At 71.4% G+C, this 26586-nt stretch carries 30 protein-coding genes and 1 pseudogene; 9 read left to right on the forward strand and 22 right to left on the reverse strand.

Annotated features, from left to right (window positions below; all coding sequences use genetic code 11):
• Positions 1–117: 117 nt before the first annotated feature.
• The 9 genes from AB0N16_RS40775 to AB0N16_RS40815 form a co-directional block, all read right to left on the reverse strand.
• Positions 118–1122, reverse strand: a complete 1005-nt coding sequence (locus tag AB0N16_RS40775) for a methionine synthase II (cobalamin-independent)-like protein (RefSeq protein ID WP_365805890.1) — start codon at positions 1120–1122, stop codon at positions 118–120.
• Between the two features lie 4 nt (positions 1123–1126).
• Complete coding sequence (locus AB0N16_RS40780; protein ID WP_365805891.1) at positions 1127–1585, reverse strand: heme-binding protein; 459 nt, start codon at positions 1583–1585, stop codon at positions 1127–1129.
• The gene (locus AB0N16_RS40785; RefSeq protein WP_365805892.1) at positions 1582–2385 is read right to left on the reverse strand and encodes an alpha/beta hydrolase; all 804 of its coding nucleotides are present in this window, start codon (positions 2383–2385) and stop codon (positions 1582–1584) included. Before AB0N16_RS40785 ends, AB0N16_RS40780 begins: the two co-directional genes overlap by 4 nt.
• Before the next feature lie 25 nt (positions 2386–2410).
• Positions 2411–2782 carry a VOC family protein gene (locus AB0N16_RS40790; protein ID WP_362577387.1) on the reverse strand — a complete coding sequence of 124 codons (372 nt, stop codon included), beginning with the start codon at positions 2780–2782 and terminating at the stop codon, positions 2411–2413.
• Positions 2779–3549 carry a fumarylacetoacetate hydrolase family protein gene (locus AB0N16_RS40795; RefSeq protein WP_365805893.1) on the reverse strand — a complete coding sequence of 257 codons (771 nt, stop codon included), beginning with the start codon at positions 3547–3549 and terminating at the stop codon, positions 2779–2781. Before AB0N16_RS40795 ends, AB0N16_RS40790 begins: the two co-directional genes overlap by 4 nt.
• Positions 3546–4994, reverse strand: coding sequence for an NAD-dependent succinate-semialdehyde dehydrogenase (locus AB0N16_RS40800; RefSeq protein WP_365805894.1), 1449 nt, complete (start codon positions 4992–4994; stop codon positions 3546–3548). The genes AB0N16_RS40795 and AB0N16_RS40800 overlap by 4 nt, the downstream gene beginning before the upstream one ends.
• Before the next feature lie 20 nt (positions 4995–5014).
• The gene (locus tag AB0N16_RS40805; RefSeq protein ID WP_365805895.1) at positions 5015–5935 is read right to left on the reverse strand and encodes a VOC family protein; all 921 of its coding nucleotides are present in this window, start codon (positions 5933–5935) and stop codon (positions 5015–5017) included.
• A gap of 338 nt (positions 5936–6273) precedes the next feature.
• Entirely contained in the window at positions 6274–7185 is a 912-nt protein-coding gene (locus tag AB0N16_RS40810; RefSeq protein ID WP_365805896.1) for a LysR family transcriptional regulator, read from the reverse strand.
• Between the two features lie 109 nt (positions 7186–7294).
• Positions 7295–7858 carry a carboxymuconolactone decarboxylase family protein gene (locus tag AB0N16_RS40815; RefSeq protein WP_365805921.1) on the reverse strand — a complete coding sequence of 188 codons (564 nt, stop codon included), beginning with the start codon at positions 7856–7858 and terminating at the stop codon, positions 7295–7297.
• A 213-nt stretch (positions 7859–8071) separates the two neighbouring features.
• Between AB0N16_RS40815 and AB0N16_RS40820 the strand changes: the two genes are divergently transcribed.
• The 3 genes from AB0N16_RS40820 (at position 8072) to AB0N16_RS40830 (ending at position 9976) form a co-directional block, all read left to right on the forward strand.
• Positions 8072–8476 (forward strand): cupin domain-containing protein, encoded by a 405-nt coding sequence (locus tag AB0N16_RS40820; RefSeq protein ID WP_365805897.1) that lies wholly within the window; start codon positions 8072–8074, stop codon positions 8474–8476.
• A 128-nt stretch (positions 8477–8604) separates the two neighbouring features.
• Positions 8605–9015: an SH3 domain-containing protein gene (locus tag AB0N16_RS40825; RefSeq protein ID WP_365805898.1), complete on the forward strand. Its 411-nt coding sequence runs from the start codon at positions 8605–8607 to the stop codon at positions 9013–9015.
• A 193-nt stretch (positions 9016–9208) separates the two neighbouring features.
• The gene (locus AB0N16_RS40830) at positions 9209–9976 is read left to right on the forward strand and encodes an XRE family transcriptional regulator (RefSeq protein ID WP_365805899.1); all 768 of its coding nucleotides are present in this window, start codon (positions 9209–9211) and stop codon (positions 9974–9976) included.
• A 56-nt stretch (positions 9977–10032) separates the two neighbouring features.
• Here the strand turns inward: AB0N16_RS40830 and AB0N16_RS40835 are convergent, their stop codons facing one another.
• The 6 genes from AB0N16_RS40835 to AB0N16_RS40860 all read right to left on the reverse strand — a co-directional run bounded on the left by AB0N16_RS40835 (position 10033) and on the right by AB0N16_RS40860 (position 15816).
• On the reverse strand, positions 10033–11358 hold the full coding sequence (locus tag AB0N16_RS40835; protein WP_365805900.1) for an aromatic acid/H+ symport family MFS transporter: 1326 nt from the start codon (positions 11356–11358) through the stop codon (positions 10033–10035).
• A gap of 256 nt (positions 11359–11614) precedes the next feature.
• A complete protein-coding gene (locus tag AB0N16_RS40840) occupies positions 11615–12565 on the reverse strand; it encodes a catechol 2,3-dioxygenase (protein WP_365805901.1) in 951 nt (316 codons plus the stop codon).
• The gene (locus tag AB0N16_RS40845) at positions 12546–13664 is read right to left on the reverse strand and encodes a 4-oxalomesaconate tautomerase (protein WP_365805902.1); all 1119 of its coding nucleotides are present in this window, start codon (positions 13662–13664) and stop codon (positions 12546–12548) included. The genes AB0N16_RS40840 and AB0N16_RS40845 overlap by 20 nt, the downstream gene beginning before the upstream one ends.
• Positions 13661–14365, reverse strand: coding sequence for a 4-carboxy-4-hydroxy-2-oxoadipate aldolase/oxaloacetate decarboxylase (locus tag AB0N16_RS40850; RefSeq protein ID WP_365805903.1), 705 nt, complete (start codon positions 14363–14365; stop codon positions 13661–13663). The genes AB0N16_RS40845 and AB0N16_RS40850 overlap by 4 nt, the downstream gene beginning before the upstream one ends.
• Positions 14362–15114: a PIG-L deacetylase family protein gene (locus AB0N16_RS40855; RefSeq protein ID WP_365805904.1), complete on the reverse strand. Its 753-nt coding sequence runs from the start codon at positions 15112–15114 to the stop codon at positions 14362–14364. Before AB0N16_RS40855 ends, AB0N16_RS40850 begins: the two co-directional genes overlap by 4 nt.
• 51 nt (positions 15115–15165) lie before the next feature.
• The gene (locus AB0N16_RS40860) at positions 15166–15816 is read right to left on the reverse strand and encodes a GntR family transcriptional regulator (protein ID WP_365805905.1); all 651 of its coding nucleotides are present in this window, start codon (positions 15814–15816) and stop codon (positions 15166–15168) included.
• A 101-nt stretch (positions 15817–15917) separates the two neighbouring features.
• Between AB0N16_RS40860 and AB0N16_RS40865 the strand changes: the two genes are divergently transcribed.
• On the forward strand, positions 15918–16079 hold the full coding sequence (locus AB0N16_RS40865; RefSeq protein WP_365805906.1) for a hypothetical protein: 162 nt from the start codon (positions 15918–15920) through the stop codon (positions 16077–16079).
• On the opposite strand, the pseudogene AB0N16_RS40870 reads toward AB0N16_RS40865, so the two are convergent.
• A pseudogene (locus tag AB0N16_RS40870) lies at positions 16022–16261 on the reverse strand (LysR family transcriptional regulator); the annotation flags it as partial. The gene AB0N16_RS40865 and the pseudogene AB0N16_RS40870 sit on opposite strands and share 58 nt — an antisense overlap.
• The gene (locus tag AB0N16_RS40875) at positions 16253–16396 is read right to left on the reverse strand and encodes a hypothetical protein (RefSeq protein ID WP_365805923.1); all 144 of its coding nucleotides are present in this window, start codon (positions 16394–16396) and stop codon (positions 16253–16255) included. The gene AB0N16_RS40875 and the pseudogene AB0N16_RS40870, both read right to left, overlap by 9 nt.
• Before the next feature lie 253 nt (positions 16397–16649).
• Between AB0N16_RS40875 and AB0N16_RS40880 the strand changes: the two genes are divergently transcribed.
• Positions 16650–17690: a zinc-binding dehydrogenase gene (locus AB0N16_RS40880; protein WP_365805907.1), complete on the forward strand. Its 1041-nt coding sequence runs from the start codon at positions 16650–16652 to the stop codon at positions 17688–17690.
• On the opposite strand, the gene AB0N16_RS40885 is transcribed toward AB0N16_RS40880, so the two are convergent.
• Complete coding sequence (locus tag AB0N16_RS40885) at positions 17674–18330, reverse strand: TetR family transcriptional regulator (protein ID WP_365805908.1); 657 nt, start codon at positions 18328–18330, stop codon at positions 17674–17676. The genes AB0N16_RS40880 and AB0N16_RS40885 overlap by 17 nt on opposite strands.
• 228 nt (positions 18331–18558) lie before the next feature.
• Between AB0N16_RS40885 and AB0N16_RS40890 the strand changes: the two genes are divergently transcribed.
• The 4 genes from AB0N16_RS40890 to hemC all read left to right on the forward strand — a co-directional run bounded on the left by AB0N16_RS40890 (position 18559) and on the right by hemC (position 23489).
• Positions 18559–20031: an MFS transporter gene (locus tag AB0N16_RS40890; RefSeq protein WP_365805909.1), complete on the forward strand. Its 1473-nt coding sequence runs from the start codon at positions 18559–18561 to the stop codon at positions 20029–20031.
• Positions 20032–20534: 503 nt separating this feature from the next.
• A complete protein-coding gene (locus AB0N16_RS40895; protein WP_365805922.1) occupies positions 20535–21494 on the forward strand; it encodes an ATP-dependent DNA ligase in 960 nt (319 codons plus the stop codon).
• Between the two features lie 140 nt (positions 21495–21634).
• Positions 21635–22411 carry an NPP1 family protein gene (locus AB0N16_RS40900; RefSeq protein WP_365805910.1) on the forward strand — a complete coding sequence of 259 codons (777 nt, stop codon included), beginning with the start codon at positions 21635–21637 and terminating at the stop codon, positions 22409–22411.
• 142 nt (positions 22412–22553) lie between these two features.
• Complete coding sequence (hemC, locus tag AB0N16_RS40905) at positions 22554–23489, forward strand: hydroxymethylbilane synthase (RefSeq protein WP_365805911.1); 936 nt, start codon at positions 22554–22556, stop codon at positions 23487–23489.
• A 129-nt stretch (positions 23490–23618) separates the two neighbouring features.
• On the opposite strand, the gene AB0N16_RS40910 is transcribed toward hemC, so the two are convergent.
• The 4 genes from AB0N16_RS40910 to AB0N16_RS40925 all read right to left on the reverse strand — a co-directional run bounded on the left by AB0N16_RS40910 (position 23619) and on the right by AB0N16_RS40925 (position 26438).
• The gene (locus AB0N16_RS40910; RefSeq protein WP_365805912.1) at positions 23619–24149 is read right to left on the reverse strand and encodes a hypothetical protein; all 531 of its coding nucleotides are present in this window, start codon (positions 24147–24149) and stop codon (positions 23619–23621) included.
• 195 nt (positions 24150–24344) lie between these two features.
• Positions 24345–25199: an ABC transporter permease gene (locus AB0N16_RS40915; RefSeq protein ID WP_365805913.1), complete on the reverse strand. Its 855-nt coding sequence runs from the start codon at positions 25197–25199 to the stop codon at positions 24345–24347.
• Positions 25159–25986, reverse strand: a complete 828-nt coding sequence (locus AB0N16_RS40920; RefSeq protein ID WP_365805914.1) for an ATP-binding cassette domain-containing protein — start codon at positions 25984–25986, stop codon at positions 25159–25161. Before AB0N16_RS40920 ends, AB0N16_RS40915 begins: the two co-directional genes overlap by 41 nt.
• Positions 25983–26438 (reverse strand): MarR family transcriptional regulator, encoded by a 456-nt coding sequence (locus AB0N16_RS40925; RefSeq protein ID WP_365805915.1) that lies wholly within the window; start codon positions 26436–26438, stop codon positions 25983–25985. Before AB0N16_RS40925 ends, AB0N16_RS40920 begins: the two co-directional genes overlap by 4 nt.
• Positions 26439–26586: the final 148 nt, after the last annotated feature.

Below are 26586 nucleotides of genomic sequence, written 5' to 3' on the forward strand. Positions count from 1 at the left end.
CCCCGCGCCCCCGAAGGGGCGCTGCGCAGCGCCCCTTCGGGGGCGCGGGGAACTGCGCGACCAGCCACGACGGCGCGGCAGACGGCAGACGGCGGCACTTCCAGCGGAGCGGAGCGCTTAGAACTCGTTGCCCCAGCAGTACCGGGCGATGGTCTCGACCAGCACCAGTTTGCGGCGCTGGTCCTCGGCGGTCAGCAGTGGCCTCGACGCCACGTTCGCGAACCCGCGCGACGGTGAAACCGCCCCGTCCTCCAGGTCCTTGACCTCGCCGACCGCGTCGATACGCGACATCACCGTGTCGACGTCCTCCAACTCCGGCACGGTCGCGTCGACCACGCCCAGGCAGAAGTCGCGGTCGTCCGGCAGCGCCTTGACGAGGTCGAGCTCGGCCGGTGTGCCCTGGTCGAAGGGGAGGATCCAGCGGTCGGCGTCGATTTCGGCGTACAGCCGCCCGGCGCGGGCCCGGTCCACCTCGGCCGGGGCCGCCCAGCCGGGGGCCAAGCCGATCCGTACGCCCTCGGGGCGCTCGTTCAGGCCTACCGCGAGCGCGTCGACGGCGAGCGCGTCCTCGAAGGAGAGTGCGCCGGCGTCGCCCGGGGCGGTGCTCAACTGGTCGAGGAGGAGCGGGTTGTCGAGCTGGATCAGGCGGACGCCCCGCGACACCAGCAGCCCGATCTCCGTCCGGACGATCTCCGCGAAGGCCTCGCCCAGGTCACGCGCCGAGGAGACGCCGAGCCCCGGCTGGTAGGTGGTGGCCGCGAGATACGCCGGGGAGGGCAGCGCGACCTTCGGGGCGATCACCGTCAGCTCGGCGAGCCGGGCGGCCGAGTCGGCGATCAGCGGGCCGTCGGCCTTGGGCAGCGACTCGGCGACCCAGCGCACCAGGCCGTCCGGGCCCACCTCGTCGGTACGACGCAGGCCCGACACGCCGTCGAGGACCGCGCTGCGGAAGTCCGTGCGCGGGAAGTCGCCGTCGGTGACGACGGTGGAGCGCAGCTTGCGCTGGTAGGCGACCGCCTCCCGGACCGCCGTGTCGACGGCCTCCGGGTCGGCGGTGGACAGGCCTGCCGGGCGGACCAGGCTGCCGTGGTGGTCGATGCGGTAGTTGAACGTGTCCGCCATGGTGTCAGTCCTTTCCGCCGGTGACGCCCCACGCGGCGAACTCCAGCTCGTAGCCGAGGTCCTTGAGGACCTCCTCGGCGATCCGCTGGTCCTCGTCGGCGGTGCCGCCGGCGATGCCGAGCCCGCCGATGATCTCGCCGTCCTTCTTGATGGTGACGCTGCCCTCGGCGGCCATGATCGGCAGAGCGGCGCCGGGGAGCTGGGAGAGCTGGGAGAAGAAGACGGGCTGGCTCTCCTGCCACTTCTTCAGCATGGGGCCGGGGCGCTGCATGACGGCCGCGGTGTAGGCCTTGGCGCGGGCGATGTCGGGGGTGAGCGGGCGGGCGCCGTCCGGGCGGCGGATGGCGATCGGGAAGCCGCCCGCGTCGACGACGGCGACGCTCACCGCCTTGCCGATCTCCCGGGCGCGCCGGTGGGCGGCGTCGATGATCTCCTCGGCGGCTGCCAGGGTGAGGCTGCTCATGCTGCTTCCTTCGGTGCGGTGAGGGTGCGGCGGAGCCGGGCGACGGCCGCGTTGTACGGCTGGGGCGTCTCCCAGTACATGGAGTGCGGGGCGTCCGGGACGATCTCCAGGTGCGAGCCGGGCAGCAGCTCATGGGCGCGGGTGACGGTCTTGACGCTGAGGACGGCGTCCTTCTCGCCGGCGAGGAAGGCGACCTTGACGCCGGAAGCCTGGATCTCCTCCAGGGAGGGGCCGTCGGTGTCCAGGTTGCGCAGGTCCTGCATCCTGGCGACGTTGAACGTGCCCATCTGCTGGAACAGGAAGGTGAGATCGGCCCGCTCACGCTGGAACGTTCTGGTGAGCAGCCGGTCGATCACCGGCAGCTTCACGGCCTCGGCCCGGTCGGCGGCGGCCAGTTCCTTCAGTTCGGCGTGGCTGATGCCGCCGAGGGAGTGGCCGAGGACGACCGAGGAGACCCGTTCGGGGCGCAGCAGACCGGCGCGCAGCGCGGCGACGGACCCGATGGACTGGCCGACCAGCATGGCGTCGGTGAGGTCCTCCTGGTCGAGGACGGCGACCACGTCTCCGGGGAAGTCCTGGCCGTCGAACTCGGGCTTGGACGAGTGCGGAGGGGTAGGGGCGTCGGACTTGCCGAAGCCGCGCAGGTCCACGGTGATGACCGTGAACTCCTCGCGCAGCGCGGTCACTTGCTGCCACCAGGCGGCGTGGTGACCGCCGCTGCCGTGCACGAACAGGATCGCCGGGCCGCTGCCGTGGCGCTCGTAGTAGATGGAGGTGCCGTCGGAGTCGGCGAAGGGCATGGGGTGAACTCCCGTACTGACGCGGCTAGTTGGGGCGGCGGCCGTGGTGGACCAGCTCGATCATGGTGTGGTCGGGGTCGTGGATGTAGCAGAACTTGGACTGGTTCTCGGGACGTTCGATCGGCCGGGTGTGCCGGATGCCCAGTTCCTCGAGGTGGGCGAGGAAGTCGTCCCAGTCGTCGACCTCGACGGCGAAGTGGTAGGGCGCCATGCGCTCCATTTCTTCGACAGGCGTGAAGTGCAGGTCGAAGTTGCCCCGGGTCATCAGCACCACGCGGGTGTTGGACTTGGGCATGATGCGCTTCATCCCGAAGACCTTGGTGTACCAGGCGGCGGTCCGGTCGGGGTCGGTGGTGGGGAAGTTGACGTGATGGATGTAACGGGGTTCCGCGCTCATGAGTGGTTCCCTTCCAGGTGTACGGGGTTGGACAGCACGCCGATGCCGCTGATCTCGATGTCCACGGTGTCGCCGGGCTCGATCTGGCAGGTGGACTCGGCGCCCATCCACAGCACGTCACCGGGATGGAGGGTGATGTGCTTGGTGATCTCGACGATGTGGTCGAAGGGGTCGAAGACCATGTCTCCGGTCGGGAACGCGGCGCGGACCTCGCCGTTGACGCGCAGTGTGGTGGTCTGGTCGAGGGCGTCGACGTCGGTCTCGATCCAGGGGCCCATGGGCTTGAACGTGTCGCTGTTCTTGCTGCGCCACAAGGTGCGGTCCTGGTGCTGCCAGGTGCGGGCGCTCACGTCGTTGCCGATGGTCCAGCCGAAGACCGACTTCCGGGCGTCGTCGTGGGTCGCGTACCGGACCGTACGGCCGATGACGGCGACCAGTTCCGGCTCGGCCTCGAACCGTCCGGTCACCTCGGCCGGCCTGACGATCGGCGAACGGTGGCCGGTGAGGGCGTTGTTGGCCCGGTAGCCCACCTCGGGCCGGTCGGGTGTCGAGGCGCCGGCGTGCTCGATGTGCCGTGGGTAGTTGTAGCCGACGGCGTAGAACACGCCGGGTACGACGGGCGGCAGCCAGACGGCCTCGGCGGCGGGGACCGTGCCGAGGACATCGGGGTCGGTCGCCAGCGGCGAGCCGGAGAGGAGTTCGACGTCCGTCTCCGCCACCCGCCCCCACACCGCCCGGCCTTCGACGGACACGCGTGCGTACCTCATGGCGTCAGCAGGTGGGAGACGCGCTTGGTGACCAGGTAGGCGTCCAGCGCCTCCGGCCCGCCCTCCCGGCCGTACCCGCTGTCCTTGACCCCGCCGGAGGGTGCCTCGTGCACCGAGCCGCCGCAGTGGTTGAGGGAGAGGATGCCGGCCTCGAAGCCGTCCGACAGTTTCTCGGCGGTCGCGGCCGACCTGGTGAAGCCGTAGGCGGCCAGGCCGTAGGGCAGTGAGTTGGCGATGGCCAGGGCGTCGTCCAGGTCGGCGAAGGGCACGATCGGCGCGACGGGCCCGAACGGCTCCTCGGACATCAGCTCCGCGTCCGGGGCCACGTCGGTGAGCACGGTGGGCGCGAAGAAGTACCCGGGGCGGTCCAGGCGTTCGCCGCCGGTGAGCACCGTCGCCCCCTTGCGCACCGCGTCCGCGGTCAGCCGCTCGATGGACCGCAGCCGGCGCTCGTTGGCGAGCGGGCCCATGGTGGTGCCCTGGGCCAGGCCGTCGCCGACGACGACCGACTCGGCGGCCTTCACGAACTCGGCGGTGAAGTCCTCGACCAGGGACTCGTGGACGAGGAAGCGGCTGGGCGAGGTGCACACCTGGCCCGCGTTGAAGAACTTGGCCTGGGCGGCGCGCCGGGCGGCCTGACCGGGGTCGGCGTCGGCGCAGACGATCACCGGGGCGTGGCCGCCGAGTTCCATCAGGGTGGGCTTCATGACCCTGCCGGTCTCGGCGGCGAGGAGTTTGCCGACGGGCACCGAACCGGTGAAGGCGATCATCCGGGTGACCGGTGAGGCGATGAGGTGGGCGGAGACCTCGGCCGGCTCGCCGAAGACGAGGCCCAGCACCCCGGCCGGCAGGCCCGCGTCCGCGTAGCACTCCACCAGCGCGGCGGCCGTCGCCGGGGTCTCCTCGGAGGCCTTGATGATGAGCGAGCAGCCCGCGGAGAGCGCCGAGGAGATCTTGCGGTTGGGGCCGCCGACCGGGAAGTTCCAGGGGACGAAGGCGGCGACGGGGCCGATCGGTTCGCGGCGGACGGTGAGGACCGTGCCGGGCGCGGAGGGGATGACACGGCCGTAGGCGCGGCGGGCGTCCTCGGTGTGCCAGCGCAGGGTGTCCGCGGTGCGCCTGGCCTCGCCGGTGGACTCGGCGAGGGTCTTGCCCTGCTCCAGGGTCATCACCCGGCCGATCTCGGCGGCGCGTTCGGCGATCAGATCGGCGGCCCGGTCGAGGATCGCGGAGCGCCTGGCTACGGAGGTCGCGCGCCACACCCTGAAGCCCTCGGCGGCGGCTTCGAGTGCCCGGTCGAGGTCGGCGGCGGTCGCCAGGGGGACCTCGCCGATCGGCTCCTCGGTGGCGGGGTTGACGACGGGGGCGGTCCGTCCGGTGCCGCCCTGGCACCACTCGCCCGCTATGTACATGCGGACGGCGGGATAGCCGTGGTCGGTGGTCATGAAGGGGTGGCCTCTCAGGGTCAGGACGCGGTGGGGGCTTCCTGGTCGCGGTTGGTGCGCAGGGCCCAGATGTGGTGCGGCGGGGTCGTCTCGTGGACCCGGGTGCCGTAGTTCCCGTCGGCCCGGTCCATGTCGGCGGCGTACTCGACGCGGCCGCCGCACGGGGCGTGCAGGAAGCGGAAGACGTTGGATCCGATGGTGTGCCGGCCGAGTCTGCGGGCCTCCCGCCAGCCGTGCTCGATCATGTGGTTGCCGCCTTCGATCACGTCGTCGAAGCCGGGCACCTCGTAGGCGATGTGGTTGATCCCCGCCTTGTCGGGCCGGTGGCACAGCAGCATGGTGTGCTGGTCCTCGTCGCCGGGGGCCTGCATGAAGACGCCCATGGGTTCGACCACGTCGGTGGGGCGGAAGCCGAGCCGGTCGACGTAGAAGCCGACGGCCTGCTCGCGGCCCTGCTTCGGGATGTTCAGGGCGACATGGCACATGCGCAGCGGGCGGACCCGGGTGATCGGCTCCAGGGCGGTGTTCCAGCGGTTGACGGTGCCCAGGGTGTTGGCGGCGCGGGGCGTGACGGGGGCCGGCTTGGGGCGGGCCAGGGTCAGGCCGACGCCGAAGCCGGTCTCGTCGACGGTGTGGTGGACGCCGTCGGCGCTCTCGCGGACCTCGCGGTCCCGGCCCGCCGCCGCCACCAGACGTTCCAGTTCGGCGGGCGTGTCGATGCCCCAGACGACCTCGCGCAGGGTGGGCCCGTCCTCGACCGGTGCGGGCAGCAGCGGTCCGGGCCGGGTGTCGAGATGGAGGGTCTGTCCGGTGCGCGTCTCGAACACGGCGTGCTCGTCGGTCCGTTCCACCGGGAACAGCCCGAAGTCGTCGAAGAACCGCACGCAGATGTCGAGGTCGTCGATGCCGTACGTGACCGATTCGATTCTCTGGATTCCCATGGATTCCTCGTTTCCAGGTCGCCTCGCGAGCGTAGATATCGGCCGGCGAGGGCCTCAATGGCCTGAGCTCTACGGAATGCGCAAGCGTTTCTTGCGGTCCCGGCTAGGTCCTGTCGTCAAATTCCCGTCGTCCGCCCGGAGGGCGGGCCCCGCGGCGTCAGGTGCGTGCTCTGGGGGTCCCCCCGGCCGGAGGCTGGGGGAGTGCCGGGCCCTGAGCCTCGTACTGGACGTACTTGGGTCAGGGCCCGGTGCGGCGAGTGGGGGCACCTCCCACGCCCTTAAGGCAGTGGGGGAGCGTGCATGGCGTCGCGGGGCAGACGGGAATTTGACGACAGGGCCTAGGACCGGATCGTGGGAATCGGGTTCTGCGAGAACCACTCGGCGAGGAAGTCCAGGAACACACTGATCTTGCGCGGGGTGTCCTGCCCGGGACCGTAGATCGCGTACAGCGGGCGCTCGGGTACGGCGAGGTCGGGCAGCAGCACCTGGAGGGCGCCGGAGACCAGGTCGTCGTAGGCCGGGCGCTGGGGCAGCAGGGCGATGCCGCGGCCGTGCACCGCCGCCTTCTGCAGGGCGATGTAGGAGTTGGACGAGAACGCGATGTTGCGGATCTTGTGCAGGGTGCTGGCGTGCCCGTGGCCGATCCGCCAGACCGGGTCGTTGAGGTGGACCAGGCAGTCGTGGGCGGCGAGGTCGTTCGGATGGGCGAGTGTGCCGCACCGCTCGATGTACTCCTCGGCGGCGCACAGCACGAACGGCAGCGAGGCGATCTTCTTCAGCCGGACGCTGGAGTCCCGCAGGTCCCGGGTGTGGAAGGCGACGTCGAATCCGCTGTCCAGGAAATCGTAGGTACGGTCGGACATCCCGCCGAGTTCGAACCGCACCTGGATTTTCGGATGGGCCGCCGAGAACGCGGCGATGGCGTCCCCGAGGTCGAGGCTGCCTATCCACTTGGGACAGATGACGCTGAGGGTGCCCTCGGGCCGGTCGTGGAGCTGGGCGATGCCGGCGTCCTCGGCCTCGATCTCGTCGAGAATGCGCGCGGCGAATTCGGCGTACCGCTGGCCCGGCTCGGTCAGGCTCACGGAGCGGGCGGTGCGGTTGACCAGCCGGACGCCGATCTGGCGCTCCAGTTCGGCCACATGCCGGGAGACCAGGGAGCCGGAGGAACCGAGTTTCTTGGCTGCTCCGCTGAAACTGCCGACCTGGGCGACGGTGACGAAGCTGTGCATCAGGAGCAGGCGATCCATTTTTTTCCTCCGAACGCGCGTGCGGCTCGCGCCGGTCACTCACACAAATCGATTGTCGGCAATCCTGTCAACGGCTCTGCGCTTAAAAGATCGGCCGCGTTTCTCATGGTCAGGTCCTGGATGAGGCTCCGTCCGGGGTGATCCGGCCGTAGCCGCGGACGTCCGGGAACGGCGGCTCCCGGTCGGCCTGGAGATCCACCTGGAAGGTGTTGAGGCACATGCCGAGCATGGTGAAGTTGCCGAGCGCGCCGATCGTGTCGACGAGCCCCTTGGGACCGAAGTGGGCCAGCGCGCGGGCGAAGGTCTCGTCGGTGACGAAGTGCTCCTCCAGGACCTCCCGGCAGAACTGGTAGAAGGCCTGGTCGGCCTCGTCGTCGAAGTCCGCCGGGCGCTTCTCCGCGATGGCCTTGACGGCGGCCTCCGGGATGCCGGCCTCGATGGCCTGGTGGACGTGGGCGTTCCAGGAGTACTGGGCGTCCCAGTTGCGGGCGGCCATCAGCAGGGTCAGTTCGCGCAGGTGGGTGGGCAGGCTGCAGTCGAACCGGGCGAAGGCACCGAGCGATTCGGCGCGTTCGCACATCTCGGGGCTGTGGAGCCAGACCCGGAACGGGCCGCGGACGGCGCCGCGGCGGCCCGCGATCCGGGCGGCCAGCTCCTGCTGCCGCGGGTTCATGTCTTCTTCGCCGAGTACGGGGAGCCTCATGGGGGCCGGTACCTGCTTTCTCTCTCCGGCGGCCGTGGGATGCCAGGTGACGCTACAGCCGGATCCGGGCGGCTCACCCCTCCCGGAACGCAAGGTAAAACTGCACGCCAGGGGGCACCCGTTCGCGCGGACGCGGCCTAACGTCGGTCGGCGTACCGCATCGCAGTGGAGAGGAATCCCCGGATGACCACGATCATCAAGGCCGCGTCCGTGCCCCTGCTCGACCGGGGCGGCGCGGTCGTGTCGACGCCGCTGATCACCACGCCGTCGGCGGGCGGGGAGAACCTGATCACCAGCGGGATGAGTGTCTATCCGGTCGGTTCCGGGGCGCCGTTGCACTCGCACAACTGCGACGAGCACGTGACCGTCCTCGAGGGCGAGGCGGAGGTGTGGGTGGACGGCGAGGCGACCCGGCTGGGGCGGTTCGACACCACCTATGTCCCGTCCCCCGTCCCGCACCTGTTCCGCAACGTCGGCGACACCCCGCTGCGGATCCTGTGGGTGTATTCGTCGGGGTATGTCACCCGGACCTTCACGGAGACGGGGAAGACGGTCGAGCACCTCTCCGTCGACGACCAGATGGGCTGAGCCCCGTCCCCGGGGACGTCCCAGGCGTTCCGCGGCACGCGGGGACGACATGACGGCCGTCGGCCATGGCAATCCTCCGAATCGTGATCACGCTTCGTGGTCACGAGCACGACAGCACGGAGGTTTCCATGACCCGTCGGATCCTGAAGAGCGGCCTGCTGGCCACGGTCGCGGTGTTCGCGTTCCTGCCCACGGCCGGGGCCGCCACCGCGAGCGCCGCCACTCCGATCCCCGCACCGCAGGGAATCATCCAGTACTACAACTACACCACCCTGCCCGCCCCGGTGGCTCACCGTCACTCCTGGTACCGCACGACCGGCCGCGTGACCACGCGCCACGTCCGGCTCAACGTCCGCTCCGGCCCGAGCACCCGCTACCGCGTGGTCGGCCACCGTCACAGCAACCGGCTGGTCCCGGTGGCCTGCAAGACGTACGGCGGCTCGGTGCGCGGCAACCACACCTGGTACCGGCTCCCGCACCGCAAGGGGTTCGTCTCCGGCCACTACGTCCGGGTAGGCCACGCCGTGCCGTGGTGCTGACGGGTCCGTCCCGCCGTACTCCCTGACCGCCGAAGGCCTGTTCGGGAACGCGTTCCCGAACAGGCCTTCGGCATGCACCCCCTGATTCACCGTCTTCACACCTGTTCGCCGATTGCCACCCCGGTACCCATGGGAAGCCATTCCGACAACAGGGGCGAAACGCCCATAGCGTAGTGAAGTCGAGGCACGCGACATGCGGCACTCCGAAGGAGCGACCACCACCCCACCCGACGAGTCGCCGGCGGCGAGCCTGCGCGAACTGAAGGAGCGTACGGGGCTGAGCCTGGCGGCACTGGCCGCCCGCACCCCGTACAGCAAGTCCGCCTGGCACCGCTATCTCACCGGCGCCAAACGGCCGCCGCGCCCGGCCGTGGAGGCCCTGGCCCGGCTCGCGGGCGTCGACCCCGCGGCCGTACTGGCGCTGTGCGAGGCCGCCGAGGAGCAGCCGGCCGCCGCTCCCGCACCGGCGACGCCGCGAGCGCGGCGGTGGTGGCGGCTGCCGCTGACCGCGCTCGCACTGCTCGCCGTGGCCGGGGTGACGGCGGCTGCGGTGAGCGTTTCCGACCGGCGGGCCGCCCAGGGCGCGCAACCGGTGTCGGGAGCGCCGCGCTGCCACGGACGGTCCTGCCAGGGCGAGTTGCCGGACGCCTCGGCGTGCGCCCGGGACGCGCAGACCAAGAGCAGGGTCACCGGCACCGCGTACGACGTCCGGCTGCGCTACTCCCCCACCTGCGGCACGGCCTGGTCCGAGGTGCGGCTGCACGCCCCGCACGCCCGCGAGGTCTCGGTCCGGGCCGGGCAGGACGTGCTCTCCGCGAGCTATCCCGCCGAGGACTCCGTCGGCTACACCAGCCCGATGCTCGCGGTGCCGACACCCCGGGGGGTGGAGGCGTGTGCGGAGGTCGGGGGGAAGCTGGCGTGCACCGGACTGGAGGCCGAACCCGACGGCCTGGAGGAGTGAAGAACGGCGCCGCGCCCGTGGAAGGAGCGCGGCGCCGGACCGGTCGCGGACACCGGTCAGTGGGCGGCGACCAGTTCCTCCTGGTCGTTGCTGCGCTGCGGCTGCCGGGCCGAGCGCAGGGCGGCGATACCGATGAACACCATCGAGGAGACACCGGCCAGCGCGAAGGCGGTGAAGCCCCAGTCGCCGTTGCCCGCCGCGAGCAGCTGGCCGCCGAGCCAGGGGCCGAAGACGGCGCCGAAGCGGCCCATGCCCGAGGTCCAGCCGACGGCGGTAGCCCGGTTGTCCGGGGTGGAGCGGATGGAGACGGTCGCGTAGATCATCGTCTGGGCGCTGTTGAGGAAGACGCCGGTGAGGAAGACGACCACCATGGTCACGCCGGTGGCCATGTGGATGCTGAGCAGGTAGACGCCGACGGCGGTCAGGGCGAACCAGACGGCGGAGATGCGCGGGGCGCCGAACCGGTCGGCGGCGCGGCCGGCGACCAGCATGCCCACGATGCCGCCGAGGTTGAAGACGACGACGAAGGTCAGGGCGCTGCCGAGCTCGTAGCCCTCGCCGCGCATCAGGGTGGGCAGCCAGGTGGCGACGCCGTAGACCAGCAGCAGACCGCCGAAGGAGGCCAGCCAGTACAGCAGGGTCTGGCTCCACTCGCCGCCGCGGAACAGGCCGAGCATCGCGTCCCAGCGGTCGGCGGCGGTCTTCTTGCCGGTGGCGGCGGGCAGTTCGACCTCGTAGCGGTCGGCCAGCGTGCGGGCCTCCTCGCCGCGCCCCTTGGCGACCAGGAAGCTCAGCGACTCCGGCAGGAACTTCAGCAGCACGGGCACGAAGAGCAGCGGGAGCACGCAGACCCAGAAGGCGGCGCGCCAGCCGACCGGCTCGACCAGCCACTTGGCGACGTAGGCGGAGAGGATGCCGCCGGCGTGGTGAGCGGTCATCAGCATGCCGATGGTGATCGCCACCCGGCCGCCCCTGGCGTAGTCCGAGACCATGCTGATCGCGGTCGGCAGCAGACCGCCGAGGCCGACGCCGGCCAGGGTGCGGCCGAGGCCGAAGACGGCGACGCTGCCCGACATCGCGCAGATGCCGGAGGCGAGCGAGAACAGCGTGACGCAGCCGATCATCAGCTGCTTGCGGCCGATCCGGTCCGCGACGGTGCCCGCGGTCAGGGCGCCCACCAGCATGCCGAAGGTGGCGTAGGAGCCGAGGTCGCCGGCCTGGTCCGCGGTGAGGCCGAAGGTCTTGGTCTCCAGCAGGTGGGGCAGCACCGAGCCGTAGATGAACATGTCGAGGCCGTCGAAGAGCACGGCCAGCCAGCACAGACCGACGACCAGCAGGGCCAGTCTGCTGCCGCGAGCGGACAGGGCGGGGGAGGAGGACATCTTTGTTTTCCTCTCGTCCAGGAGGCGTTCCCTGGAGGGGAAGCGGTGAGGGGGTCGACGCGGCTCGTGCGGCTGACCCGTGGTGCGTAGACGCTAAGGACCGGGGCCGGAGAGTGTCAACGCTTTTGTCAACAATCTCAGCAACAATCCAGACACCGGCCCTGCCACCCGGTGGACCGGGTAAACCCCCAGGTGGCAAAGGGGGGTGGGCGACGCACAGCAGCGCGTCACCCACCCCCCTGATGACCGAAACGGGTCAGCCGACCGGCGGTGTCCCATGGGTGTGGAAGGACTCGATCGTCTTGAGACCCCATGCCTGGCCCTTGGCCCGTTCGGCCTCGGTCCAGGTGATCAGCGGCCAGTCGGGCGCCAGCACCAGCCTGGTGAGCGGGTTGCAGAGCTCGACGCGGTTGCCGCCCGGCTCGTAGACGTACAGGAAGAACGTCTGCTGGATGGCGTGCTTGTGCGGGCCGGTCTCGATGAACACGCCGGTGTCGATGGCGAGATCGGCCGCCCGCAGCACGTCCTCGCGGGTGTCGGTGGCGAAGGCGATGTGGTGCAGCCGCCCGGTCGAGCCCGTCCAGTCCGAGGTGTACACGACGTCGTACGACTTGTTCGTGAAGGTCAGCCAGCGGGCCGCGATCTTCCCGGTGTCGAGCCGGATCTGCTCGGTCGGCCGGGCCCCCAGCACCTGTTCCTGGAACTCGGCGTTGGCGAGCACGTCGGCGGCCAGGAAGTTGACGTGGTCCAGGCGGCGTACGCCGACGCCCCGGTTGGGCTTGGCCTGCGGCTGGTTCTTCAGCGCGGGCCGGAGCCCGTCGGGGGCCTGGTAGTGCTCGCTCTCCCAGTAGAGGGCGTGCTCGTGGCCGTCCGGGTCGGTGGTGAGGTAGAGCTTGCCGAGGCCGGGTTCGTCCTCGGCCCAGTGGCCGGTGCCGCCCGCCTCCTCGACCGCCCGGACACGGCGGTCGAGGGCCTCCTCGCTGGAGGTGCGCAGGGCGAGCCGGCCGAGACCGGGCCGGTCGCGGGCGGTGAGGACCAGGCTGTGGTGCTCGTAGTCGTCGAAGGTGCGCAGATAGACAGTGTCGCCGTCCCGGCCGTTGACGGTCAGGCCGAGGTAGTCGGTGAAGAAGGCGACGCTGGCGTCCAGGTCCGGGGTGAACAGCTGGGCGTGGCCGATATGGGCGATGTCACCGAGGGGCGGAGCCATCGTTGCCTCCTTGGGGCTGTGCGGGGATGGCGGCGGCGCGGGGGAAGACCGTGCCGTCGAAGATCTTGCGGGCGGTGCGGACGACCGCGGTGCGGCGGGCGGCCGGCGGGGAGTCGTCGGGGCCGGGGTCGACGCTGGTGTCGATCTCCAGGAATCCGGTGGGGTGTTCGATGCGGATCCGGTCGCCGTGTTCGGGGAGCCGGGCGATCCCCTCCCCCACGCTGCCGGGCAGCCTCAGGCCCGCGGCCACGCTCGCGGCGCCGAGGACGCCGATCGAGGTGTGGCAGCGGACCGGGATGAAGGTCCGGGTGGTGACCGCGCCGCCGTGGCGGGGCGGCGCGAGCAGGCTGAGCTTGGGCACGGTGGCGGTCTCGACGTCACCGAGGCCCATCAGCCTCCCCGCGGCCAGCCGGATCTCGTGCAGCCGGTCGGCCAGGGCCAGGTCCTCCTCCAGGTCCTTGGGCGTCTCGTACCCGGTGACCTTGAGGTCGCGCGCGGCGACGAGCACGGTCGGCATGCCGTTGTCGACACAGGAGACCGTCGTACCGGCGACGGTGTCGCGGACGTTCCCGGTGGGCAGCAGCGGACTGTGGCCGGCCGGGAACTCGATCACCACCGGGGCGGCCGTGCCGGGCACGCCGGAGATCTCGGCGTCCCCGGTGTAGTCGACGCGCCCGCCGGGGGTGGGGAAGGTGGCGATGGCCGACTCCCCCGTGTTGAGCATGCGGATCCGTACCGAGGTCTCGCCGTCGCAGGGGGCCACGAGCCCCCGTTCCACGGCGAACGGGCCGACTCCGGCGAGGATGTTGCCGCAGTTCTGACGGTCGGTCACTTCCGGCCGGTCGACGGCGACTTGGAGGAAGAGGTAGTCGACGTCCGCCTCGGGGTCGGCGGACGGCGCGACCACCGCGACCTTGCTGGTGAGGGGGTGTGCCCCGCCCAGCCCGTCGATCTGGCGCGGATCGGGGCTGCCCATCACCCGCAGCAGCAGGTCGTCGCGGGCGGCGGGGTCGGCGGGCAGGTCCTCGGCCAGGAAGTAGGCGCCCTTGGAGGTGCCGCCGCGCATCAGCATGCAGCGCACCTCCGCGGGCCCGGTCACGGGGCGGACTCCTCGTACTCCTCGTACGTCCTGTACTCGACGCCGAGCCGTTTCAGGGTGTCCCGCAGTCCGTAGCGGTCCAGGCCGAGCTGGCCCGCGACGAACGCGGCGCGGGTCGCGGCCTCCTTGGCCTCCCGGGCCCCGGACTTCTCGGCCGTCTCGCGGACGCGCTCCCGAGGTACGACCACGACACCGTCGTCGTCCGCGAGGATCACGTCACCCGGGCGGATCACCTGGCCGTCGATCGCGATCGGCACGTTGACCGAGCCGCCGGTCGCCTTGACCGTGCCCTGCGAGGAGACCGCCCGGGACCAGGCGGCGAAGCCCATGTCCCGCAGCTCCTGGGTGTCACGGACACCCGTGTTGAGGACGACCCCGCGCACCCCGCGCTGCCGCAGCGCGGTCGCGAACAGCTCGCCGAACAATCCGTCCGTGCAGGGCGAGGTCGTGGTGACCACCAGGATGTCGCCCTCGCCGCACTGCTCGACGGCCGCGTGGATCATGAGGTTGTCGCCGGGCCAGCTGAGCACGGTGACGGCCGTGCCCGCGACCCGCACGCCCTGCTGGACGGGCCGGATCCCCGGACCCAGCAGGCCGGTTCGGCCCATCGCCTCGCTGACGGTGGCCACCCCGAAGCCGGCAAGGGCATCGACGTCCTCGAGGCTCGCCTTCGGCGGATTGGTGACGATCACGCCGCTCACACCAGCTCCTTCGCGATCTGCGGGAACGGCCGCATGAACGCCTCGGCCATGGTGGTGTGCGCCAGGCCGAGGTTGGGGCCGGCGTTCCGCTTGAGCTGGACGCCCCGGCGGACGGCGAGGTCGGTGTAGTAGGCCCACAGGTGCTGCTGGGCGCCGAGGCACTCCATCGCCTTGCGCTTGGTGTCCCAGACCTCGGTGATGTCGAGGAGGACCTGGGGCCGGAAGCCGCTCATCTCGGGCTGGTGCGGCTCGAAGTAGAAGACCGGCGGGGCGCCGATGATGTCGCCCTCGCCGGGGTAGCCGATGGCCTGGGCGAGGATCCGTGCCTCCAGGGCCATCCGGTTGGCGGCCGGGTGGTCGCCGTTGTAGGGGTCCTCGACGGGGTGGGTGAGCACGACGTCGGGCTGGGTCTCGCGGTAGACGGCCACCAGCTGGTCGGTCAGCCCGGCGGAGGCCACCAGCGGGTAGTCGCCGGCGTCGAAGAAGCGGACCTCGGCGCCGAGAGTGGCGGCTGCCTTCTCCGCCTCCTCCCGGCGTATCGCCTTGATCTCTTCGAGGTTCTTGCCCGCGCGCCACGCCTTGGCGGACTCACCGCGCTCGCCGAAGGTCAGACAGGCGATGGTGACCTTCTCGCCCCGGGACGCGGCCAGGGCGATGGCTCCGCCCGCCCGCCACACGAAGTCCCCGGCGTGCGCGGTGACGACCAGGGTGGATCGCGGTGGGGTGGAAGGCGCGTTGGCGTGCGTCATTGCAGAAATCTCCTTGGTGGACAGGTGTGCGCCCACCCAGCCCCGGGCGTCTCAGTCGCTCAGCGCGTCGATCACGCTCGTGAGGTGGGCGCGGACGGCCGCCTCGGCCGCCTGCGGGTCCCTGGCCCTGATCGCCTCGATCATCGCCAGATGCTCGTTCAGGGATTGCTGCGGACGCCCCGGACGCAGCGCCAACTGGAAGCGGTGCCGCACCAGTTGGGCGTTGAGCCGCTCCAGCAGCTGCACGGCGGTCTGCTGACCGGAGATCTCCCGGATCTTGTCGTGCAGTCCGTGGTTGAGCTCGGAGTAGGTGACCGGTTCGCCGTCCGCGACGGCCTTGGTCATGGCCGCCCCGAGGTCCGCGAGTTCGGTGAGGTGCTCGTCGCTGGCCGCGACGGCCGCCTTCGCCGCGCACAGCCCTTCCAGGACCATGCGGCACTCCGTGATCGCGACCGCTTCCTCCACGGTCACCACCCGCACCCGCGAACCGCGGTTGCGGATCCGCTCGACCAGTCCCTGGGCCTCCAGATCGATCAGTGCCGCACGGATGCTGGCCCGCGTCACACCGAACTCCTCGGCGAGTTCGTTCTCCACCAGCCGCTGGGCCGGGGCCATCTCGCCGTGCAGGATCGCCTGCCGCAACTGCGTGAGCGCATGCTGCTTGGCCTGCTCTCCGGTGCTCGGACGGGCTTCTTTCGGCATCGTTTGCCCTCCCTGAGTGAGTGCCTGTCGAACGTAAATCTAGCGAAACAAGATTGTCAACAATTTTGTCTGCCGTATTGCCAGGCGATCCGGGCGACCCGGTGTCCTCAGCCGCTGCGGTACATCTCGCCGAGCAGTTCGAGAACGGCCTGGCGCGCCGGGTGCGGATCGTCCCGCCACCAGGCCGGCGTGTCCCGGGGCGCGCGGCCGTCCAGGTCCGCTGGAAGGCCCCGGTGTGCCGCCCCACCGCCGACCAGGCGTAGCCGATCCGCAGCCGGGGGTGCCCCGAGTCGGCCTCCTGGACCAGGTCGTCGACGTCCGCGAGCATCCGGCGGGCCCGCTCCGCCACCCGCGGCCCGGTCGCCGTCGGTGTCACCTCGCGCGAGGTGCGCCGCAACAGCCGAACGCCCAGGGCCGGTTCCAGCCATGCCAGGGTTCAGGAGACGTACTCGTCGCAGACCACCCCGTCGCTCACGGTGAGCCCACTCCCGGCCGGCCACTCCGCGTTCGGCAGCGAGCCGACCGCCACCAGCACCTCGTCGGCGTCGAACGTCTTCCCCTCTTCGCTTGCTTGACTCAAGTAAGCCATATGTGCTTGCCTAACTCAAGTAACCGGGGCGCCACTGAGCGGAGGCCGCCCCGAGGGTCTGCCCCGGCGGACAGGCCCTGGCGCCGAACCCGTGGGGACGGGGACCGGCGCAGCCCTCGGGCCGGGTACCGGCCCACTCCCCCCGGCCCGGTACCCGGCCCGAGGGCACCTCCCGGTCGCAGCACCGCCGGGCGAGCCGCGACGCTCGCCCGTGTCTGCACCTCCAGAAAGCGAGAGTCACCCCATGGCCACGATGAAGTCCGTACAGACCGGTGGTGTCGGCAGGATCGAGGTCGTGGACGTCGAACGTCCCGTGCCCGGCCCCAAGGACGTGCTGCTGAAGATCCGAGCGGGTGGCATCTGCGGCACCGACGTCACCTTCCTGCACATGGGCGGCATGCCCTCCCGGGCCCATCTGGGCGGCGACCTGGTCCCGATCGCCCTCGGTCATGAGCCGGCCGGCGAGATCGTCGAGGCCGGCGCCGAGGTCACCGGGCTGAAGGTGGGCGACCGGGTGGTCGTGAACCCGCAGGACGCTCCCACCGGGATCATCGGCTGCGGCGGCCGGTACGGCGCGCTGAGCGAGTATCTGCTGATCGAGAACGCCGAGGCCGGCCGGAGCGTCACGGCGTTCCCGGACACCGTGCCCTTCGAGGTCGCCGCCCTCAACGAGCCGATGGCCGTGTCCCGGCACGCGGTCAACCGCTCCGCCGCCGGACCCGACGACAAGGTGGTCGTGTTCGGCGCCGGGCCGATCGGGCTGGGCGCGGCGATCTGGCTGAAGCTGCGCGGGGTCGGACACGTCGTCGTCGTGGACGTGATCCCGGCCCGGCTGGAGAAGGCACTGGCCGTGGGCGCGGACGCGGTCGTCAACTCGGCCGAGGAGGACGTCACCGCGCGGCTGACCGAGCTGCACGGGCAGAGTGCCAACGCGCTGGGCCAGCCGCGCCCGGGCACCGACGTCTTCATCGACGCGGCCGGTGCGCCGGCCGTCTTCAACACCGTGGTGGCCAGCGCCAAGTGGCACGCCCGGCTGGTCATGGTCGCCGTGCAGAAGAAGGGCGAGATCGACCTCGGCGGCATGCTGCGCAGCGAGCTGACCCTCGTCGCCTCGCAGGGCTATCCGACCGAGATCTTCGAGGTCACTCCCGAACTGGTCGAGCACCACGAGCGGTTCCGGAAGCTGATCAGCCACCGCGTCCCGTTCACCGAGGTCCGGCACGCCTTCGAGCTGGCGCTCACGCCGGGCGCCGCGGAGAAGGTCGTCGTCACCTTCGATGCGTAGCGGTGACGGGCGCCAGCCACAGTCCGAGGAGCGCGTCGGTGAGCCCGGTGGCCGCGTCGCTCCAGGTGGCACGGGGGGTTTCGGTGCCCTCGGCGAGGGCGCGCTCACGCTCGGCGCAGGTGTGCAGAATCAGCGTCCGGGCCATCTGGCCCCGCTCGGCGCGGACTTCGGGGGGCAGTTCCGGCAGCCGCCGGTTGAGCCCGGCGACGGCCTCCTGGAGCGAGGGCGAGGCGAGGGACTCCTCGACGAGGATCTCGTAGAGGGCCGGGTCGGTCGCCACCTGGGCGCAGAAGCGGGCGTACCAGGTGGGGCTGCCCAGGCTCGCGAGGTGTTCGGTGACCGGCCGGACCAGGCAGTCCACCCGGTCGCGGACGTCGTCGGAGTCGCCGACCGCCGCCAGCAGGCGGACCCGGATCTGCTCGATCCGGTCGAAGTGCCGGGCGGCGATCGCGCGGACCAGATCGGCCTTGGTTCCGAAGTGGTAGCCGACGGCGGCGTTGTTGCCCTGGCCGGCGGCCTCGCTGACCTGGCGGTTGGACACGGCGTACACGCCCTGTTCGGCGAAGAGCCGTTCCGCCGTGCTCAGGATGGCCTCCCGCGTCGCGCCGGCCTGCTCCGCCCGCGCCGTCCTGCCCGCCATGCCCATCACCGCTCCAGGACCGTGCACCGCCCGGTACGGCCGGTCCCGCGACCCGTACCGGGGCCTCGCCCGGGGCGGCGAGGTCCAGCCGAGAAAGCGTACGCGGCGGCGGCGCTCGGTGCCTTCCATCCCAGCCAGTAAAGTAAGTCAAGCGACTGACTTAAACATGTCGGGTCGCTCCGTTTCGCCCTGCACCGCTCCCTGTTCTGCCTACGGAGGCCCTCTCCCATGTCCGAAGCCCCTGTCCGGCCCACCGGGTCCCCGACCCCGGCACGCCCCCATCCGAACGCGGTGGTGGCGGTGCTGGCGCTGGCCGGTATCACCGTCTCGCTGATGCAGACCCTGGTGATCCCGATCGTTCCGGAGCTGCCGAAGTACCTGAACGCCTCCGCGTCCGACGCCGCCTGGGCGGTGACGGCGACCCTGCTGGCCGCCGCCGTGGCCACCCCGGTGGCCGGCCGTGTCGGAGACATGTTCGGCAAGCGGCTGATGCTGCTGATCAGCCTGGTGCTACTGGTCTCGGGCTCGGTGGTGTGCGCGCTGAGCGACGAGCTGGTCCCGATGATCGTCGGCCGTACCCTCCAGGGTCTGGCGGCAGCCGTGGTCCCGCTGGGCATCAGCATCATGCGCGACGAGCTGCCGCCGGAGCGTCTCGCGGGCTCGACGGCGCTGATGAGCGCCTCGCTGGGCGTCGGCGGCGCGCTGGGGCTGCCGGCCGCCGCCTTCATCGCGGACCACTTCGACTGGCATGTGCTGTTCTGGACCTCGGCCGCCCTCGGCGTCGTCGCCTTCGCGCTGGTCGTATCCCTGGTGCCGGAGTCCAAGGTGCGTTCGCGTGGCCGCTTCGACGCGGTCGGCGCCGTGGGCCTGGCGGTCGGTCTGGTCTCGCTGCTGCTCGCCGTCTCCAAGGGCGCCGACTGGGGCTGGGCGAGCGGCACCACGCTCGGCCTGTTCGCGCTCGCGGTCGCGGTCCTCGCCGCCTGGGGCTTCTTCGAGCTGCGCACCGCCCAGCCGCTGGTCGACCTGCGCACCACGGTGCGCCGCCAGGTGCTCTTCACCAACCTCGCCTCGATCGCGTTCGGCTTCTCGATGTTCGCGATGTCCCTGGTGCTGCCGCAGTTGCTCCAGCTGCCGACCCAGACCGGCTACGGCCTCGGCAGGTCGATGATGACCGTCGGTCTGGTGATGGCCCCGCAGGGTCTGGTCATGATGGCCTTCGCCCCGGTCTCGGCCGCCATCACCAAGGCCAGGGGGCCGAAGACCACGCTGATGATCGGTGCGGTGATCGTCGCCGCCGGCTACGGACTGAACATCGTCCTGATGTCCGAGGTCTGGCACCTGATCCTGGTCTCCTGCGTCATCGGCGCCGGTGTCGGCTTCGCCTACGGCGCGATGCCCGCGCTGATCATGGGTGCCGTGCCCGCGTCGGAGACGGCCGCCGCCAACAGCCTCAACACGCTGATGCGGTCCATCGGTACGTCGGTGGCCAGCGCCGTCGCCGGCGTGATCCTGGCCCAGATGACCATCAGCCTCGGCGGCGCCACGCTGCCCTCCGAGAACGCGTTCAAGGTCGTCATGGCGATCGGTGCGGGCGCGGCCGTGCTGGCCTTCGTCCTCGCCTCCTTCCTGCCCGGCCGTGGCCCGGCGGACGCGGACCCCGCACCGGCCCCGGTCGAGCCCGCGGCGGAGTCGGTGCACTGAACGACGCGTAGGGTGCGGGCCGCGTCTTCGAGGGGCGGCCCGCTCCGCGGAGACCGGCCGGCGTACCCGTACCCCTCCTGACGGCGAGCCGCCGGCAGCCGGGATGACGGACGGCGGCGCGCGCACCGCGTCCTCGGCAGCCGGGGTTGTCGGCGGCCGCACGACGACGGGCGGGGGTGGCCCGAGGCGGTCCGGGCCGGTCCCGGAGAACAGCCGATGCGCAGACCTCCGTCCCGGCCCGCCGGCCGTCTCGAGGGTTCATGGGCACAGGAGCCCGGCCGGAGCGACCGATGAGCATCCCCTGGCGGCGCCGCACCGCAGACCACGCCCGCGACCGGGCCCAACTCGCTGTGATGGCCCACCAGTCGGGGCTGATGCGGCCTCGCCGTCGGCGAGCGGCTGCTGAAGGCCGTTCGGGGGAACCGGCGCCGCGGGACGCGTGCCACGGCCGCAAGCGGTTCACATCTTCTGCCGTGACCACCGCCCTGCCACTGATCCCGCCCATGCTCGCCACGCCCGGCAGGCTGCCGCCCGCGGCGCAGGACGGCCGGTGGGCGTACGAGACCAAGCAGGACGGCCAGCGGGCGGTCGTCTATCTGCCCGGCGACGGCGGTCTGCTGCTGCGCGCCCGGTCCGGCGAGGACATCACCGCCGCGTATCCCGAACTGCGCCCGCTGGGCGGGATGCTGGGCCGGATCCCGGCGGTCCTGGACGGCGAGGTGCTGGCCCTCGACGAGCGCGGACGCGCCGACTTCCAGCTGCTGCAGAGCCGGATGGGCCTGGCCCACGCCCCGGCGCGGGCGGCGCGGATGGCGGCCCGGGTCCCGGTCCACCTGGTGCTGTTCGACGTGCTGCACCTGGAAGGCGGCCCGCTGCTGAGGTTGCCGTACGCGCAGCGGCGGACCCGGCTGGAGTCGCTGGGCCTGGACGGCCCCTACTGGTCGACGCCCGGGGCCGTGGTGGGACACGGCGCCGAGGCGCTGCGGGCCACCCAAGAGCACGGCCTTGAGGGCCTGGTCTGCAAGCGGCTGGACTCGGTGTACGAGCCGGGGGTGCGCTCCCGCGCCTGGATCAAGATCCGGAACATGCGCGCCGAGGACGTGATCGTCGGCGGCTGGCTGCCGGGCAAGGGGCGGCTGACCGGGCTGCCGGGCGCGGTGCTGGTCGGCCAGCGGTCCGCCGACGGGCGGCTGCGGTACGTGGGCGGGGTGGGCACCGGCTGGAGCGAGGCGGAACGGACCGAACTGGCCGCACTGCTCGCGGCCGCCGAGACCGGCACCTGCCCCTTCGACCCGGTCCCGCCGGTCCCGGGCGCCCACTGGGTGCTGCCCCGGCTGGTCGGTGAGGTCAACTACAGCACCCGGACCCGGGCCGGGCTGCTGCGCCAGCCGTCCTGGCTGCGGTTGCGCCCGGACCTCACGCCGGAGGAGTCGGCGGCGGACCTGCCGGCCGGCACCGACTGACCGGCGGCGGCGCTGATCCGGCGCACACCGACCGACTGTTGGGCGGGGCTTCACCGGCGGGACGCCCAGGCCGTCTTGGCAAGGTCTTGACCGAAGGGGAAGCTGAACGTCCCTTTCCCCCACCGCAGTTGGAGGTCCCCGTGTCGTCACGGACGTTCCGCATCGGTCGCCGCAGATGGCTGACCGGACTCGCCGGTGCCGCCGCCCTGGTCGTCGCCTTCCCCGCCGCCGCCTTCGCCGCCCCGCCGCAGGCACTGCCCGCCAACGCCGAGACGGCCGAGCAGACCTACCAGCCGGCCTTCGACTACGACACCGACGGCTGCTACCCGACGCCCGCGATCGGCCCCGACGGCACGGTCAACGGCGGCCTCAACCCGACCGGCGCGCTCAACGGCTCGTGCCGGGACGCCTCCGACCTCGACAACACCAACAGCTACTCGCGCTACAAGTGCAACAACGGCTGGTGCGCCTACCTGTACGGCCTGTACTTCGAGAAGGACCAGGCGATCGCGGGCAGCAGCATCGGCGGGCACCGGCACGACTGGGAGCACGTCGTGGTGTGGGTGCAGAGCGGCCAGATCAAGTACGTGTCGACGTCCAACCACGGCTCGTTCACCGTGCACGCCGCGTCCGAGGTCCGCTTCGACGGCACCCACGCGAAGATCGTCTACCACAAGGACGGCGTCAGCACGCACTGCTTCCGGCTGGCCAACTCCAACGACGAGCCGCCGGAGAACCACAAGGGCACCTGGCAGTACCCGCCGCTGGTCGGCTGGAACGGTTATCCGGCCGGCCTGCGCGACAAGCTGAGCGCCTACGACTTCGGCAGCGCCAACTTCGGTCTCAAGGACGCCAGTTTCGCCTCCCATCTCACCTCGGCCAAGCCGTCGGGAATCACCTTCGACCCGTCCGCCTGACCCCGGCGCCCGGCCGGGCGCCGTGACCTGCGGCGTACCCGTTGCCCGCTGCGCACGGCGCCCGGCCCGGCCGCGGTGGCCGTGCGCGGCGGCCGACAGGATGTCGGCACCCGTGGTCGGCACGAAGGTCTATCGTGTCCCCATGTCCGTGCCAGAGTTGATCCGTATCGTCTCCCGCGACTCTCCGATGGCGCTCGCCCAGGTGGCCCGGGTCCGGGCCGAGTTGGCAGCCCTGTATCCGCAGGTGCGCACCGAGGTCGTCCCGGTCAAGACGACCGGCGACAAGTGGCTGGGGGACCTCTCCCAGGTGGAGGGCAAGGGCGCGTTCACCAAGGAGGTGGACGCCGCGCTGCTGGCCGGCGAGGCGGATCTCGCCGTGCACTGTGTGAAGGACGTGCCGGCGGACCGGCCGTTGCCCGCCGGTACGGTGTTCGCGGCGTTTCTGAAGCGGGACGACATCCGTGACGCGCTCGTCCACCCCGGTGGGCTGACCCTGGACCAGCTGCCGCCGGGCACCCGGATCGGCACCTCCTCGGTCCGCCGGGTCGCCCAACTGGCCGCGACCCACCCGCATCTGGAGTGCGTGCCGTTCCGGGGCAACGCCAACCGGCGCCTGGAGAAACTCGCCGCCGGGGACGCGGACGCGCTGCTGCTCGCGGTGGCGGGCCTGGAGCGGATCGGCCGTACGGACGTGATCAGCGAGGTGCTGGACCCGGAGACGATGATGCCGCCGATCGGCGCGGGCATCCTCGCACTGCAGTGCCGGGAGGGCGACACCGAGCTGATCGACGCGGTGAGCGGGCTCAGTGACCCGGACACCTACCGGGAGGCGACCGCCGAGCGGATGTTCCTGCACGTGCTGCAGGGGCACTGCAACAGCCCGATCGCCGGGTACGCGCGGGTCGACGGCGGTGGTGAACTGTCACTGCGTGCCTGTGTGTTCACCGCGGACGGCAAGACGCGGCTGAACGCCCACGAGTGGGCGGGCCGTCTCGACCCGGCCACACTGGGCACCTCGGTCGCCGTGGCGCTGCTGCGGCAGGGCGCCCGCGAGATCATCGACGGCATCCCGCACTAGGCGCTCGGGTGTGGTAGCGCCGGGATGTGTCATCGTTCGGCTGCGGGCGCGTGGGGGCTGCTCGCGCCCACCCGGCGGTAGCCGCACATTCAATGCAGCCCCACCCCCCTCACGGGGGCGCGTTGTCGCTCAGGGAGTAGTCGGGCCGGGCTCGGTCTGGTCCTTAAGGAAGGCGGTCACCTGGTGGGCCAGGCTGCCCGGTGCGGCGCCCTGGCAGGCCGTGGCGGTGGTCGACTCCAGTACGCCGATGCCGCCCGCCCACAGCCGCCGGTCGGTCCAGTCCTCGTCGACACGCAGCTGGATCTGGATGTCCACCTGGGTGAGGGCGGCCTCCGGGCCGGCGGCGTAGAGCACGGCGGTGGCGCGGCGCAGCGGGTACACGTCGAAGCCCTCGATGAACTGGGAGCTGCGCCAGTCGATGACCGCGCCCTCCCCGTCGGGGCCCACCCGCACGTCGATCTGGCCGTCCTCCAGCTGGACGCCGAAGTGACAGGACCCGCGGTTCTCGACGGTCACCCGGACACAGAAGTACGTCAGCCCGGCCGCGGCGTCGTCCCGGCCGCGCGGCGGCTCGGCCTCCTCCAGGCGGTGGACGCGGACCCGCAGACCGGCATGCTCGTCGTACTCGTGCCAGTCCCCGACCACGTTCGGCTCGTACACAGTGCCCCTCTCGACCCACGCTGTTTATCTGTGCCCTCAGCGCACTGTCAAATGCGCGGAATGCGCTGTGGCCAGGGGGTTCGCCCGCTTTGATCGCTGATCAAAGCCTTGCGCAGCGGTTATCCCGCCCCGGGGCTCCGGGGCGGGACACAGGCGCGTGCCGCACATCACGTCGGCGCCTCACCGGCGGCAAGATCAGCGGGCCAGGCGGCCGAGCAGCGAGGAGGCGGCGGCGATACCGAGCGCGGCGGCGACCGCCAGCACGGCGAAGTCGAGACCGAGATGCGAGGGCGTGCCGAGCAGCAGCCCGCGCAGGGCGTCGACCTGGTAGCTCAGCGGGTTGATCTTGCTGACCACCTGGAGCCAGCCCGGCATGATCGCCACCGGGTAGAGGGCGTTGGAGCCGAAGAACAGCGGCATGGTGATCGCCTGTCCGATGCCCATCAGCCGGTCGCGGCTGAGGACGATGCCCGCGATGCTCATCGACAGGCAGGAGAAGAAGGCGGAGGCGAGGACCACGGCCAGCCCGACCCCCAGCAGCTTCAGCGGGTTCCAGGTGAGCGAGACCCCGAGGATCGCGGCGATGACGATCACCACGACGGCCTGGATCAGGGACTTCACCCCGGCCGCGAAGGCCTTGCCGGTGATGAGGGCCGAGCGTGGGGTGGGGGTGACGAGGAGCTTGTTGAGGATGCCGGCGTCGCGCTCCCAGATGATCTGGATGCCGTAGAAGATGGCGATGAACATCGCGGACTGGGCGATGATGCCGGGCGCGAGGTAGTCGATGTAGGGGATGCCGCCGGTGGGTATCGCCTTGATCCTCGTGAAGGTCTGGCCGAAGATCAGCAGCCACAGGGCCGGCTGTATCGCCCGGGTGTAGAGCTCGGTGCGGTCGTGGCGGAGCTTCTGCAGCTCGACGGCGCACATGGCGACGACCCGGGCCGGCAGCAGCCGCCACCCGGAGCGTGGCTGGGGCGGCGTCAGGAGCAGGGATGCTGCCGCCGTGCGCTCAGCCGACGCGGTTCGCGGTGCGGCGGGTGCTTCGGACATCGCGGAATCCTCCTGACTGGTCGTCGAGGCCGCTGCCGGCCACGTCACGGAAGACGTCTTCGAGGGTGGGCAGGGTGTCGGTGCCCCGGCGTTCGGCGAGGCCGCGCCTGAGCTCGTCGGGGGTGCCGAGGGCGCGGATCCGGCCGCGGTGCATCAGGCCGACCCGGCCGCAGTGCTGGTCGGCCTCGTCCATGTAGTGGGTGGTGACCAGCACGGTCATGCCGGTGGCTTCCCGTACCGCGTTGATCTGGTCCCACACACCGGTGCGGGCGATCGGGTCGAGGCCGATGGTCGGCTCGTCCAGGATCAGCAGCCGGGGCGCGCTGACCAGCGCCTGGGCCAGTTCGAGGCGGCGGACCATGCCGCCGGAGTAGGTGCCGGCGAGCCGGTCGGCGGCGTCGGCGAGGTCGACGGCCTCCAGCGCCTGCGCCACCCGCTCGGCACGCTCGCGCCGGGGGACGTCGAAGACCCGGGCGAACAGGGCGACGTTCTCGCGTCCGGTGAGCCCGCTGTCGGCGGACAGCTGCTGCGGGACGTAGCCGAGCAGTCTGCGGACGGCCATCCGCTCCCGGCCGGTGTCGTGGCCGAAGACGCGGACCATCCCGGCGGGGACCGGAAGCAGGGTGGTGATGCAGCGGATGGCGGTGGTCTTCCCGGCGCCGTTGGGGCCGAGCAGTCCGAAGACCTCGCCCTCGCCGACGGTCAGGTCGAGCCCGTCCACGGCCCTGGTCTCCCCGAAGGTGTAGGAGAGCCCTGTGCAGGCGACTGCGGTGGTGTCCGGCGTCATGATTCCTCGGCCTCCTCGTGCAGGGTGACGGCCAGCCTGCGCAGCGCCGGAAGCGCCGCTTCCAGCGCCGCCCGGTCCGCCTCGTCGAGCCGGGACACATGGCTCACGACGAGGTCCGCGCGGCGCCGCTGCCAGTCGGCGAGCCGCTTCTCGGCGGCCTCGGTCAGCAGCAGCCGGGCGGCCCGGCGGTCGGCCGGGTCGGTCTCGCGGAGCAGGTAGCCGTCTCTGACCAGCTGGTTGACCAGGGTCGACACCGAGTTGCCCGCCAGGTACAGCTCCCTGGCCGCGTCCGAGATGCCGATCCCGGGCCGCGACTCGACCAGGCGCAGCAGTTCCACCTCGGCACCGCGCAGCTGGGGCAGCGAGAGCCCGCGGCGCAGCCGGCGGCGGATCAGCCGCTGGATCCCGACGAGCGCGTCGGCCAGCTCTTCCGGAAAGGTCTCCGACTTCACACCTGGAAGATTACCTCTGCTACAGAGGTAATCCACCCAAGGAACGGTCAAGAGGAACAGTCAAGGGAAGGGGCGTATTGTTTGCGTATGCCCCATTCAGGGCATCCGCTCTTCAGTGCTTCGGACCGGAGGCACGTGCGTGGGAGCC

The organism is Streptomyces sp. NPDC051105 (assembly GCF_040682795.1).
Taxonomy (GTDB): domain Bacteria; phylum Actinomycetota; class Actinomycetes; order Streptomycetales; family Streptomycetaceae; genus Streptomyces.